General features: G+C 42.1%; 12 protein-coding genes. 5 read left to right on the top strand and 7 right to left on the bottom strand.

Annotation, left to right across the window (positions count from 1 at the left end; translation table 11 throughout):
- Positions 1-203: 203 nt before the first annotated feature.
- Complete coding sequence (locus LC653_RS03105) at positions 204-1,070, top strand: branched-chain amino acid ABC transporter permease (protein WP_229492531.1); 867 nt, start codon at positions 204-206, stop codon at positions 1,068-1,070.
- Between the two features lie 21 nt (positions 1,071-1,091).
- Here the strand turns inward: LC653_RS03105 and LC653_RS03100 are convergent, their stop codons facing one another.
- Both LC653_RS03100 and lipA read right to left on the bottom strand, forming a co-directional pair.
- The gene (locus tag LC653_RS03100) at positions 1,092-1,229 is read right to left on the bottom strand and encodes a photosystem I protein PsaX (protein WP_229492530.1); all 138 of its coding nucleotides are present in this window, start codon (positions 1,227-1,229) and stop codon (positions 1,092-1,094) included.
- 188 nt (positions 1,230-1,417) lie between these two features.
- Complete coding sequence (gene lipA / locus LC653_RS03095) at positions 1,418-2,338, bottom strand: lipoyl synthase (protein ID WP_229492529.1); 921 nt, start codon at positions 2,336-2,338, stop codon at positions 1,418-1,420.
- A 333-nt stretch (positions 2,339-2,671) separates the two neighbouring features.
- On the opposite strand from lipA, the gene LC653_RS03090 reads away from it, so the two are divergent.
- The 3 genes from LC653_RS03090 to LC653_RS03080 all read left to right on the top strand — a co-directional run bounded on the left by LC653_RS03090 (position 2,672) and on the right by LC653_RS03080 (position 5,589).
- Entirely contained in the window at positions 2,672-3,373 is a 702-nt protein-coding gene (locus LC653_RS03090) for a response regulator (protein ID WP_229492585.1), read from the top strand.
- A gap of 711 nt (positions 3,374-4,084) precedes the next feature.
- Positions 4,085-5,404 (top strand): hybrid sensor histidine kinase/response regulator, encoded by a 1,320-nt coding sequence (locus LC653_RS03085; RefSeq protein WP_229492528.1) that lies wholly within the window; start codon positions 4,085-4,087, stop codon positions 5,402-5,404.
- Positions 5,405-5,442: 38 nt separating this feature from the next.
- Positions 5,443-5,589 (top strand): hypothetical protein, encoded by a 147-nt coding sequence (locus LC653_RS03080; RefSeq protein ID WP_229492588.1) that lies wholly within the window; start codon positions 5,443-5,445, stop codon positions 5,587-5,589.
- 413 nt (positions 5,590-6,002) lie between these two features.
- Here the strand turns inward: LC653_RS03080 and LC653_RS03075 are convergent, their stop codons facing one another.
- The 4 genes from LC653_RS03075 to LC653_RS03060 all read right to left on the bottom strand — a co-directional run bounded on the left by LC653_RS03075 (position 6,003) and on the right by LC653_RS03060 (position 10,615).
- Positions 6,003-7,607 (bottom strand): NAD(P)H-quinone oxidoreductase subunit N, encoded by a 1,605-nt coding sequence (locus LC653_RS03075; protein WP_229492527.1) that lies wholly within the window; start codon positions 7,605-7,607, stop codon positions 6,003-6,005.
- Between the two features lie 368 nt (positions 7,608-7,975).
- Complete coding sequence (locus LC653_RS03070; RefSeq protein WP_229492526.1) at positions 7,976-8,248, bottom strand: hypothetical protein; 273 nt, start codon at positions 8,246-8,248, stop codon at positions 7,976-7,978.
- A gap of 251 nt (positions 8,249-8,499) precedes the next feature.
- Positions 8,500-9,555, bottom strand: a complete 1,056-nt coding sequence (locus LC653_RS03065; protein WP_229492525.1) for a WD40 repeat domain-containing protein — start codon at positions 9,553-9,555, stop codon at positions 8,500-8,502.
- A gap of 88 nt (positions 9,556-9,643) precedes the next feature.
- A complete protein-coding gene (locus LC653_RS03060; protein WP_229492524.1) occupies positions 9,644-10,615 on the bottom strand; it encodes a CobW family GTP-binding protein in 972 nt (323 codons plus the stop codon).
- Between the two features lie 309 nt (positions 10,616-10,924).
- On the opposite strand from LC653_RS03060, the gene LC653_RS03055 reads away from it, so the two are divergent.
- Positions 10,925-11,869: an all3515 family Zur-repressed PEP-CTERM protein gene (locus LC653_RS03055; protein WP_229492523.1), complete on the top strand. Its 945-nt coding sequence runs from the start codon at positions 10,925-10,927 to the stop codon at positions 11,867-11,869.
- A gap of 53 nt (positions 11,870-11,922) precedes the next feature.
- Here the strand turns inward: LC653_RS03055 and LC653_RS03050 are convergent, their stop codons facing one another.
- Complete coding sequence (locus tag LC653_RS03050) at positions 11,923-12,837, bottom strand: alpha/beta fold hydrolase (RefSeq protein WP_229492584.1); 915 nt, start codon at positions 12,835-12,837, stop codon at positions 11,923-11,925.
- Positions 12,838-12,882: the final 45 nt, after the last annotated feature.

Here is a 12,882-nt window from a genome sequence, read left to right as displayed (position 1 = left end):
TCAACTAGACCGCTGAACTAGTTTAGCTACGCATAAAAATCCGCAAAGGATTCTATGTATATTAACGGACAATTCTTTTTTATTTATAAACCATAACTTATGTTGTTATAAACCATAACTTATGATGTCAAATTTAGCTGCTATTCCAAAAAAATTATTATATGAACCATTGACCTAAAATTTTTTAAAGCAACTGAAGGCCTATGGATACACAATTCGCTCAACTAATCGTGAATGGGATTGCGGTGGGGAGCATTATTGCTCTAGCGGCAGTCGGACTCACTCTTACCTACGGAATTTTACGGCTATCTAACTTTGCTCATGGTGATTTTCTAACTCTAGGAGCCTATCTAACCTGGCTGATAAACACTATTGGAGTTAATATTTGGCTGTCGATGATCCTGGCGGCAGGAGGAACAGTAGCAGCAATGCTGTTATCGGAAAAGTTACTGTGGTCAAAGATGCGCTCTATTCGTGCTACTTCCACTACGCTGATTATTATTTCTATCGGACTTGCCTTATTTCTTCGCAACGGCATTATTCTTATCTGGGGTGGCAAGAACCAAAATTATAATTTACCTGTTACGCCAGCTTTAGACATCTTTGGCTTAAAGGTGCCGCAAAATCAATTATTGGTATTGGGGTTGGCGGTGCTAGCAATTTTGGCACTGCATTACCTGCTGCAAAATACCAAAATTGGTAAGGCGATGCGAGCAGTTGCTGACGATCTGGACTTAGCCAGGGTTTCAGGTATCAATGTTGACCGAGTGATTTTATGGACTTGGGTAATTGCTGGCAGTCTTACATCCTTGGGCGGCAGTATGTATGGGTTGATTACAGCCGTGCGACCGAATATGGGATGGTTTTTAATTTTACCATTGTTTGCCTCAGTAATTCTTGGTGGGATTGGCAACCCTTACGGTGCGATCGCAGCAGCTTTTATTATTGGCATCGTCCAAGAAGTCAGCACTCCTTGGTTAGGTTCACAGTACAAACAAGGTGTAGCACTGTTAATCATGATTTTGGTGCTGCTCATTCGTCCCAAAGGTTTATTCAAAGGAACGATTTGAGCAGCACCACTCCACTTCTAACTACTCAATAATGTGGAAATAGTAGGCTGCTACCAGAAAATTGATAGCTAACAAGAACAGTGCCCAGCCTGTGCGAAAGGCGTAGGGAGGTTTAGCTCCACTGTCGGCAACTGGGGAATTGTTCGTTTTAGAAGTCATAATGCGATTCTCCTAATGTCAGGACTTTTTAAGAAATACCAAACTGGTGTACCAAATACTCAAATTCTTCAAGAATATTTGTGTGAAGTTAAGAATTGGGGAATGGGGAATGGGATTAGGGGAGAGGTTACAGGTGACAGGTGATAGGGAATAATCTGTACCCTGTAAGCTGTACCCTATTCCCTTCTTCATTCCCCACTCCCCACTCCCTCCTCACCAGCATGATAGGAACTGCGAACCAGAGGCCCAGAACGAACATGGTTGAATCCCATTTCCCATGCTAATCTGCCGAGTTGATCGAATTCCTCTGGAGTCCAATATTTTTGTACTGGCAGATGTTCTAGAGAAGGACGCATATACTGTCCGATAGTCAAGCGATCGCACCCTACAGCCCTTAGATCAGCCATTGTTTCAACGACTTCATCAAGTGTTTCTCCGTGTCCCAGCATCAAACCTGATTTGGTGGGAATTGTCGGATCGATTTCTTTGACCATAACCAGTACCGAGAGGGAGCGATCGTACTTGGCTCCTCGCCGCACTGGCCCAGTTAACCGTTTCACTGTCTCGATATTGTGATTGAAACAAGCTGGTTTGGCTTTTACAATCATGGCTATTCGCTGGCGTTGACCTTCTTCCCCAACACCAGCACCACCCCAAAAATCAGGGGTCAGCACTTCAATTTGAGTCTCTGGGTTCAATTGGCGGATAGTCGCGATCGTCTCTACAAAGTGCCCTGCGCCCTGATCGGGCAAGTCATCACGGGCTACAGAAGTCAGCACCACATAACGCAATCCCAAAAGCTGCACCGCTTGGGCTACCTTTTGGGGTTCCTCTAAATCAAGAGGCATTGGTGCATGACCTTTATCTACTTGACAGAAAGCACAAGAGCGTGTACAAGTAGGCCCCATTAGTAAGAAAGTTGCAGTTTTTTGGGCGTAGCACTCTCCCCGGTTGGGACAGCGCCCTTCTTCGCAAATCGTGTGAATTTGGCGTTGCTTAATAATGCGTTGTACGGTAGAGATTTCACTGGCTTTGCCAATAGGACGACGTAACCAGTTAGGCATTGCCATAATTTCAGACTTTAGTTCGGCTTGTTGTGACGAAATCATAGACATCTAAGCAAGATACGGATATAGAGTAATTGTCTGTTAATTAACAAATGATAGATAAGAATAGACGCGGGGATGCTCTCACCGATGCACCATGTCTCGGTGTCACCATGTCCCTTATGCCCTAGAACAAAGCTAAAGCCTTAAATATCACCATGACACAAATTGAAAACAGCACAAGCAAAAGTTTTGCAAAACACCTCTAGCAATGTCATTTATACCGAAATATACTATCCCCCAATTGCTAAAAATTTTGTATATAGTGGGGGAATTCTCAATGACAATCGGCAAAGCCGCTATTTACACTTAAAGTTTCTGTTAGAGCAAACAGTCGTGGCAAGCAACAAAATTTTAGTTATCGATGACACTACAGTTGTCAGGGTAAAAGTACGAGAAATGTTGCCTCCGGGCAATTTTGAGGTGCTGGAAGCAAAAGACGGTTTGGAAGGACTAAATTTCATTCTTCAGGAAAAACTCAGCCTGATTATGCTGGATTTCCTGTTGCCTAAAATGAGTGGCTGGGAGGTTTTCCAGAAAGTTCAAGCCGATCCGGAATTAAGGAAAATTCCTTTGGTGATCATGTCTGGTCGCAAGGAAGAGGTGACTGAGAAAATCACAGAACCCTTTGAATACTTTGAATTTCTGGGTAAGCCTTTTGATCAGAAGCAACTAATTAACGCAATTAAGTTAGCTATGACCAAGGCGAAACAGCCACGCCCAGAGCTAGTGCCAGTAGGAGCAGCAGCAAGTGTCAAAAATAGCACATTTGCGACTTCTAGTGTAGCCACTGCTACGGTAGCAACTCCTAGTGCTGCAAGTACTGCGATGCCTACGGCGGCAAGCAACGCAACTCCTAGTGCTGCAAATACTGCGATGCCTACGGCGGCAAGCAACGCAACTCCTAGTGCCGGGGAAGCCTCTAACGCAGAAATTAATGCATTAAATGAGAAAATTGTCAAAATGGAAGCTGAAATCGATGGCTTGAAGAAACAGCTAACTCAGGTTGTGACCTTTATTAAACAAAAAATCAAGTAGCATTTGTACTCATTATTATTATCGCAGCCAAAAATACCCCGTTTCTAATAACGGGTGTCCGATTAAAAGCGGGTAAAAATAGTTAGTACAAAAATACTTATGTTGACAAATCATCGTTGAAAACAAAATTCAAAAGCAGGAAAAAATAACTAGCAATTATCTGCACCTCTATAAATTTTGAATTTTGAATTCCCCGAACGCGAATTTATGTTGAGCGGAGTCGAAACACAGCGTCTTCGTAAAAGAAGAGGTTGACAGTCTAGCAAAGTAGCCCAATACCCACGAAACCTGCCGCAGTTTGCTCTTAATCGAAGGAGAACGGCAGGCTTTTTTCTTAATTATCCTGCGATCGGAAATAGACCATACCAAAATACTGTAGTGATCGCTCCCGTGGTCGCAATACGGTTCGGTTAAGAATATTTGTAGGTTGGGTTGAACATTCGTGTTACCCAACAAACCCTGCAATATGTTGGGTTTCGTTCCTCAACCCAACCTACACATTTTTATTTTTTGGGCTTAACCGAACCGTATTGCCCGTGGTCGCATAGAGCAATTTAGTCTGAGAATGTTGCTGTTCTCAGAGTTTTTGGGAACTATAGGATTGTTAGGCTATAAATTTATCAATCAGCCCGCCAATAAAACAAAGGTGACTTAGCTGCGATCGCAGAACCAATAGTGAATAAGTAGCAAGGAGTTAAATTAATTTAAATAATGAATTACAAGACAGATATAAAAACGCTTAATTTACCAGGAAATAGTTTAATTTTAGTGGTAGATGATACTACTACAAATTTAGAAATTGTCTTTAACATATTAACTAATATAGGTTTTGACGTTATTACAGATAATAATGGAAAAAGTGCAATTAAGCAAGTTGAATCTAGACCACCCGATTTGATTCTATTAGATGTAATGATGCCGGGTATAGATGGGTTTGAAACCTGCAAAAGACTGAAAGATAACTCAGCTACTTGTGATATTCCAGTAATTTTTATGACGGCAGATTCTGATACTGACAGTAAGGTAAAAGGTCTAAATATAGGGGCAGTTGATTACATCACTAAGCCCTTTCATGAAGAAGAATTATTAGCTAGAATTAAAACCCATCTTCAATTACGAAATCTCACAAAAAATTTAGAAAAACGAGTTACAGAAAGGACAGCAGCGTTGTCTAGGGCATTAAAAGACTTACAAGAGTCTCAACTTCAGCTTGTACAGACAGAAAAAATGTCTGCCCTTGGTGAATTAGTAGCAGGAGTTGCTCATGAAATTAATAATCCAGTTGGTTTTATTCATGGTAATCTCCAACATGCTTCAGTATATTTCCAAGACATGATTAATATCATTAACCTCTATCAGCAGTATTATCCTAATCCGGTTCCAGAAATTAAAGAGGAAATTGCAGCGATAGATTTGAAGTATATGCTTGCCGATCTACCTAACTTAATTTCCTCAATGAAAGAGGGTGTTCAGCGCATTCGTGACATTAGTATCAGTCTAAGAACCTTTTCTCGAGCAGATAGCGATCGCAAAGTTTCTTGCAACATTCATGATGGCATTGACAGCACAATCATGATTCTCAAACATCGCTTAAAAGCATCTGAGGATCATCCCGAGATTCAGGTAATTAGAGATTATGATAATTTGCCAGAAATAGAATGCTTTATCGGACAACTAAATCAGGTATTTATGAATTTATTAGCTAATGCTATTGATGCTTTAGAGGAGTCTAATGTAGGGCGCACCTATATTGAAATTGAAGCAAATCCCAATCAAGTTTTGATTCAGACTAGCCTCACTGAAAACAAAAAACATATTTTGGTTCGGATTAAAGATAATGGCGTAGGAATGTCACCTGATGTCGAGCAAAAAATCTTTGACCATTTATTCACCACTAAGCCTGTGGGTCAAGGTACAGGATTAGGGTTATCAATTGCTCGTCAAATTGTTGTCGAGAAACATGGAGGAACTCTGGAAGTAAATTCAGCGCCAGAACAAGGTTCAGAGTTCATAATTAAGCTTCCCGTTTGAAAATCATAGTAAAAATAATTCTCCATATAGATAAATTTATGTTTAAGGCAGTAGTCGGTCACAGTAACGATCCAGATTCTCTATCAGCAGTTGAAGAAGTTATTCAGCAATGTGTCAGTTTTCTTACAGGAGATATACCAAAAGCTGGGATTCTTTTTGCTGCAATTGACTTTGAACAAGGTTAAAAACCATATCTTTCGTAAGGGCTAAGCAATGCTTAGCCCCTACAGCATGGTCTATTTACGATCGCAAGATAATTAAGAAAAGCCTGAAAACTTCCTCAAGATAGGTAATGCACATCACGATGCATTTGTACAGTGCGTAAGTCCTATTTACGTACATTAATCAGAGAATTATCTGGTACTTTGCAGGACGTAGTTGGCTATATTATTTATATATAAAGCCTGTTTTGCTTATGTTAGCGCAGCGGGGCGTAGCCCATTCTGACGCCTCGGCGGAGCATCTCCGGCTCCGCTCCTGAATTCTGAATTCTGCTATAAATTGTAAATTTGATTTTATGTTAAAAAATATCAGAAACGCCTGTCTGCTCATTAGCAAACAGGCGTATCTTTAAGTACAAAATTTGGTTGAGACTCGGTTAAATCTTAGCGGTAGAATCAACTGAGGGTTGAGACTGACTAACCGAATCTAACTTTGGTAAAAGCAGTGGATTTTCTGCTTTTACATTAGTGTTGATTGTTGCTTGCAAAATTGGGGTATTGGAGATGGAATTGTTCGCCAATGTAAACAGTGGATTTGACAAAATCCCTGCTATGGAAGTGGCAATTAATGTTACCACCAACCCGACCTGCAAAGGTCTTAGCCCAGGCAAATCCCAACGCACTTGTGGATAATTCTTCACCGAGTCGGACATTTCATGGGGTTCTTTGACTACCATCATTTTGACTACACGAATGTAGTAGTAGATGGAGACAACGGTGGTAACTAAGCCCAGCAAGACTAACCAATAAAGACCTGCTTGCCAACCAGCCCAGAATAAGTAAATCTTGCCGAAAAACCCAGCCAATGGTGGAATACCACCCAAGGAAAGCAGGGAGATACTCAACCCCAGTGTTAAGAGTGGGTCTTTTTGATATAAACCAGAGTATTCGGCAATCTGGTCAGTTCCCGTCCGCAGTGAGAACAGGATGATGCAGGTAAAGCCGCACAGGTTCATGAACAGGTAAACCAGTAGGTAGAATATCATACTGGCATAGCCCGCTTGTGTACCAGCAATCAAGCCAATCATCACAAACCCAGCTTGGGCAATCGATGAATAAGCTAGCATCCGTTTCATGCTGGTTTGGGCTAGGGCGACTACGTTACCCAAGATCATACTCAGAACGGCCAGAGCAGTGAAGACAAACCTCCACTCTTCAGCAACAAGGGGGAAGGCTGTTGTCAGCAAGCGGATGGCTAGGGCAAACCCAGCTGCTTTGGAACCGACAGATAAAAAGGCGATGACTGGGGTGGGAGCGCCTTCGTAAACGTCTGGTGTCCACTGGTGGAAGGGTGCTGCGGAGATTTTGAAGCCAATACCTGCGATCGCAAAAACCAGCGCAATCACTAAACCTAAAGATTGACCGACTTTAGCTGTGGCAATGCCATTAGCGATCGCACTTAGTTCAGTTTGTCCTCCAGATAGTCCATACAGCAGTGATACACCGTACAAAAATACTGCCGTGCTGGAAGCTCCAATTAACAAGTATTTCAGCGCTGCTTCATTGGAGCGGGGATCGCGCTTGGTATAACCTGTTAACAGATAAGAGGAAATACTCAGGGTTTCTAGGGAGATGAAAATCATCACCAACTCACTAGCCCCGGATAAAAACATCCCTCCCAAAGTAGCACTCAGCAAAATAGCGAGAAATTCTGCTAAAGCGGTGCCGCTCTGCTCAACGTAGCGAATTGACATCAGTATAGTGGCGATCACAGACAAGGCAATAATACCGCGAAAGACTATACTCAGGTCATCACCGTTAAAGCTACCGGTAAAACCGATGGGATTAGGAGTATCCCATTGAAAATATAGGGCGACAATCGAAGCAAATAAACCTGCGATCGCTAGATATCCAATCCAGCGTGCGGATGTACGCCCCAAAATCAAATCAACAATCAAAACCCCCAAGAGGGTGAGAATAACAATCCCCTCTGGCAAAATCGTTCCAGCGTTTAGCTGGGATGCAATATTAGCAAAATCCATGAGATGTATAGGTTTTGGGGATTAGACATTAAGGCTAACTCTGTTCACTCTAGCAAGTTTTCTAATCCCCGGACTAGCTCTTTTAACAAGAGCTTAACAGCTTTGGCATAGATCCGCATAATTCGTAATTCGTAATGACGCTCGTTCCTCGCTACCGCTACGCTAACGTAATTCGTAATTCAAAATAATACAAGTTCTCACTGATTGTAATTAAGAATTATAAATTATCAATTACGAAAATAATTATGCTGCAACCAGTGTGATCGCCAACAGCGTGCCGTAGGCGATCGCCACGTACAAAAAGCTCATAAAATTAATAAGGGCACAGCATTGCTGTGCCCCTACAATATTCATAACTCCTAAATTTATTAAAAACCGACCGATGGCAGCTTGCCTTGTAGCGACTGAAATTTAGACTGAATACAGTTGGCACAATTGCAACCAAGTTGATCAATAATCGGATTCGATGTTTGAATCAAGTGTGGTGTTGCAAAATCAGGAATTTGTTGTGTAGATACTACCGTCATAATTTGGGTAGCATATATAGATTTCAGGCTGGATGCGTGTGCTGGATTGAGTACCAGCAGCATGGATACTAGAAATGCGGGACAGGCAAGTAAAATCAGTTTGATTATGTTCATAATTTACACAAAGATACCTTTGCTGATACAGCATAGCCAAGAAATTGCCGAAGTTCAACTTTAATAATTCCTAATTCGTAATTTTTGGATTTAATTACCCTTCTCCCAAAGGGAGAGCTAACGCCAATATCTATACGTGTCGTCCCTTCATATCTGTGTATAAATACCTTGATGTAACAGTCTTTAATTACGAATTACTGTCTTCGCAGCGTTAGCGAGTCCTCGAGCGTCATTACGAATTACGAATTATTTTAACTACGCCCAAAGCCTTGACCCCGCAAAACCTTTGACCATACAAGTAATTCCCCTTGTTCACCGCCTGCGGCCAGTAACTTGCCTTGGGGATGCCAAGCTAGGGTGGAAAAGCCTCCTGAGACACCTGTGATAATTTGGGATACTTCCTTAGCTTTGTTCCACAAACACAACCAGCCATCAGTAGCAGCAGAAGCGAGAAGGAAGCTTTTAGGTGCAAAGGCGATCGCATTGATCACACCCACATGATTAGTTAATACTCGTGCTTCCCAACCTAATGAATCATCCTCTAGTTTTTCCCAGACCACAATACCTTCAACGCTAGAAGATGCCAGTATTGGCGCACCCATCGTGGTAGCTTCTGACCATGCCAATTGGCGAATTTTACCAGGGAACCCACGCATCACCCAAGGGTCGGGATTGTTCCATTCTAAAACGGTGACACTACGATCCATGTTGCCAGAAGCCAGGAATTTGCCATCGGGCGACCAAGCCATAGCTACACTGACACTAGGCATATCCAAGATGTATGGTTCTTCATCCCAGTTTTGACTATGCCAAATCTTGATACCCTGATAACCGCTAATGGCTAGGTATTGCCCATCAATGCGCCAATCAATGCCCAAGACTGACGAGTTTTTGAAATTCAGCGTTACGACAATTTCACGAGTATCTGCATCCCAAACTTGGACGTAACGCCCCAAACTAAAAGCCAGTTGGTTACTGGTGTAATTCCAAGCTAGCTTGTCAACCCATGCGGGGGCATTTTCCAAGGTGGCGATTAATTCAGTATCGCGCCAAATTTTCACCTGTCCATCTTGTCCACCAACGGCTAAAAATTTTCCATCGGTTGAAAAAGCTAGACAGTCTACTGATTTACCGTTACCAGTTTGTAAGGTTGTGAGTTCGCCATCATTCCACAAAACTACTTCACCGGCGGCGGAAGTTGCTGCTAAAGTTTTACCTTGTGGCGACCAAGCGATCGCAGTTACATAATCTGAAAGTGTTCCCGAATAGTGTTGTTCAAATTCCTTAGATTTGGTTGTGGAGTTCATATTTGTAAAGGGGGAGTGGGGAGTGGGGAATGGGGAATGGGGAATGGGGAATTCCCTACTCCCTACTCCCTACTCCCCACTCCCTAAATTAAGCTAGACAAGCGAGAAAATCTTGCTTGAGTTGGGCTGCATCAAGATTGCGACCGATGAAGACTAGTTCGTTTTTGGGGGTTTCGCTGGGTTTCCAGGGGCGATCAGGTTTGCCATCAAATATCATGTGTACTCCCTGGAATACAAATCGATTATCTTCTCCAGCAATATTTAAAATGCCTTTCATGCGAAAAATATCTGGGCCTTGGGTACGCAGTAACTCCGAAAGCCAAGTGTTTAATTTTTCTCCATCGACTGCACCTGCTTCTACTAAAGCCACAGAAAAAACAGTTTCATCGTGTACGTGGGCATCTTCGCCTAAGAAATCTGGATCAATTTCTAATGCGCGATCTAAATCAAAGGCTTTTACACCTAATAAAGCATCCATTCCTAGTTCAGAATTTTGGGTACGGTAGATTTTTGCGATCGCATTCATCGCCCGAATCCGTTTTTCTAATTCATCCAACTCTTCCGGCGCTACCAAATCTGTTTTATTAAGTAAAATTACATCGGCAAAGGCAATCTGTTCTTGGGCTTCATCTGCGTCCCAGTGCTGCGAGATATGCTTGGCATCTACGACTGTTACCACCGCATCTAGAGAAAGTTGGCTTTGCAAATCTTCATCAACAAAAAATGTCTGAATCACTGGTGCAGGATCGGCTAATCCAGTTGTTTCAATTACTAAATGGTCAAATTTATCGCGCCGCTTCATCAAATTGCCAATGATCCGAATTAAATCGCCGCGCACTGTACAACAGATACAGCCATTGTTCATTTCAAAAATTTCTTCATCTGCATCGATAATCAATTGATTATCAATACCCACTTCCCCAAATTCATTGACAATCACAGCAACTTTTTTGCCATGTTCGTAGGTGAGGATGTGATTGAGTAGAGTCGTTTTACCTGCTCCCAAATAGCCAGTCAGAACAGTAACGGGAACTGAATTGTTGATTACGTCAGCCACCATACTCTAAATTCCTCTTGTCTCACCTTATGGATAATCATTATCACATATCATAAATCTTTTTATATTTTTGTGCGAACTTGCTGTTATTTGGGGTTTCAGAAAAATAATCACATAATTTAATCACCAAACATTTTATTTTTATGCATCTGTAATAAGTAGTAAATATTCACAAGTTGGCGTAGCTGATAGGAACATTGCATATAAGCCGACCTACCCTGTGGGAATTTGCAAGCTAGTACCTTGACATTCCTACGGAACCCATGATAATCATTATCACATAGAAAAATTATACATTGATGGAGAAGTGTGGTGGTTTCAAGAAACACTACCTGCTTGAAAAAGCAAGTAACTCAAACAGGTCAAGCATCTGCGTCTCTTGCAGTCAGCTTTTTAGTCGTTGCACCACTGGTTTTATCTACCACTTTTGCACCCGCACAAGCAGATGATACTCATAATCATTCGGAAGAAACGGGCTTTTACATTGGGTTAGATGGTTTGGAGGCTCTCTCTACAGGGACATACGCAGGATTGGAAAACCCCAACTACAATCGTTTGACCTTTCTCTTTGCACACAGGAATGAAGACACGCCGGAATCAAGCCATTTCCACGGGATTGGTGCTTATAGCTACTCAGGCCCATTAGATAACCCAACCATTAACCCAACCAATACAAATAACCGAATTCCTGAGTCTTACTCAGAACAACCGCCGCTAACATTATTACCTGGCACAGGGTTTTATACTGGTCGCTTGATTAGTACTGCAACAGATAAGGAATATAGCAATCTCACAATAGAACCTATAGCGTCTCTAAAAACTTCAAAAGAATTAGATAACCAGTATTTGTTCAATAGCTCTAATGGTCGTTGGCAGCGATCGCTTGAGGGTGCAAATATTGGTTTACAATTAGCCTCAATTAGTAGTGGATTGAATATTGGTGATTCAGCAGGCGTTGATATTGTCAAGTCGGTCGGTGATATCTACACAATCGGCAATGGTGATAATTTTTCGTTCACCCCTACCTTTTGGACTGATGCTGCTGCACCACTGGGAACTTACTCTGCATCATTCAAACTGGTGGATTTAGGCACTGGTAGTAACCCCATTCCTTTTAAGGAGTCTGGCACTTTCAGTTTTGATTTTGAAGTCAAGACAGTACCTGAGTCATCAACTGTTCTTGGTCTTGGTATAGTCGGTCTACTAGCGCTTTCTCTTTCTCGCTTGCAAAAACTTACTCGCAGTAGCTTGAACTAATCTTAATCTCGCACCAAGGTGCAAAATTATTCTTTGCCTCTTGGTGCGAGAATTTAATTTTTTCGAGAGAACAAAAAATCTTGAACTGCTTCTAAAACAACTGCTGGGTATTCTTCATGTAGTCCCAGAGAACCAGGAATGACAACACTTCTCACTCCTGGTAAGGCTACCAAAGCGTTCATTTCTTCTCGTGATTTAGGGGGGCTGGATTCTCCAATTACTACCATGAGCGGTACAGTTAAAGACTGCACAAGTCCCAGAAAATCAGATTGTTCGTGTACAGCATCAAGATTACCAGTTACAAAGGCAGCAGAAGCAAATCGCGCTCCTGGTTGTTGAGTCGTGTGCCACTTCTTCTCAATGAAACTGGGTGTAATTTTAGCCGCGTCAGTAAAGACATGACGGCGGTACATAAAACTTAAGAAAGATTGGCTAGTGTTAAGTTTGTAGAGAGCTTGACCAAGTATAGGCGATCGCACCAATTCTCTCACCATGCCAGCTATCTGCTGACTTGCCCCCATTGTCGGCAAAGGCCCACGCCAAGTAGGAGCTAACAACAAAATTCGTGAGAAAGTAGCAGGTTGTTTGACAGCTAATTGTAAAACATAACTAGCACCATGACCAGCCGCTACCACAGTAATGGGAGTATTAAAAATAGCTTTGACAAAATCTTCCAGAAATTGCTGATATATTTCTGGTCGGTAATTCAAGCTAGGGCGAGAAGATTCACCAAAACCTGGCCAGTCTACGGCTACAACTTGAAAATTGGGAGCTAGTAACCTGGCAAGTTCGCCTACTTCCAAACGCGTCGAAACACTGCTGAAAGATGGTAGCAGCAATAGCGGTGAACCTTTACCGAGGGTTTCATAAACAACCCGCAATTGCTGATTTTCAAAATTCCAGAGATATTCTTGAACTACTCCACCAAAGTCAATAGCAGCAGAGGTAGATAATAAATTGGTTGACATGAGACTAAATTTTGGTAGTTGTACCTTATTTGTCATTTGTCAGTT

It is taken from the genome of Nostoc mirabile CHAB5784 (assembly GCF_020829645.1).
GTDB lineage: Bacteria > Cyanobacteriota > Cyanobacteriia > Cyanobacteriales > Nostocaceae > Nostoc > Nostoc mirabile.
Note: the sequence above shows the minus strand (reverse complement) of the source record. Positions and strands in the feature narration are given on the sequence as shown.

Excerpts from the sequence above, each read along its gene's own strand:
- LC653_RS03105 (WP_229492531.1), top strand. The coding sequence starts at position 204 with ATGGATACACAATTCGCTCAACTAATCGTGAATGGGATTGCGGTGGGG.
- LC653_RS03100 (WP_229492530.1), bottom strand. The coding sequence starts at position 1,229 with ATGACTTCTAAAACGAACAATTCCCCAGTTGCCGACAGTGGAGCTAAA.
- lipA (WP_229492529.1), bottom strand. The coding sequence starts at position 2,338 with ATGATTTCGTCACAACAAGCCGAACTAAAGTCTGAAATTATGGCAATG.
- LC653_RS03085 (WP_229492528.1), top strand. The coding sequence starts at position 4,085 with ATGAATTACAAGACAGATATAAAAACGCTTAATTTACCAGGAAATAGT.
- LC653_RS03080 (WP_229492588.1), top strand. The coding sequence starts at position 5,443 with ATGTTTAAGGCAGTAGTCGGTCACAGTAACGATCCAGATTCTCTATCA.
- LC653_RS03075 (WP_229492527.1), bottom strand. The coding sequence starts at position 7,607 with ATGGATTTTGCTAATATTGCATCCCAGCTAAACGCTGGAACGATTTTG.
- LC653_RS03070 (WP_229492526.1), bottom strand. The coding sequence starts at position 8,248 with ATGAACATAATCAAACTGATTTTACTTGCCTGTCCCGCATTTCTAGTA.
- LC653_RS03065 (WP_229492525.1), bottom strand. The coding sequence starts at position 9,555 with ATGAACTCCACAACCAAATCTAAGGAATTTGAACAACACTATTCGGGA.
- LC653_RS03060 (WP_229492524.1), bottom strand. The coding sequence starts at position 10,615 with ATGGTGGCTGACGTAATCAACAATTCAGTTCCCGTTACTGTTCTGACT.
- LC653_RS03050 (WP_229492584.1), bottom strand. The coding sequence starts at position 12,837 with ATGTCAACCAATTTATTATCTACCTCTGCTGCTATTGACTTTGGTGGA.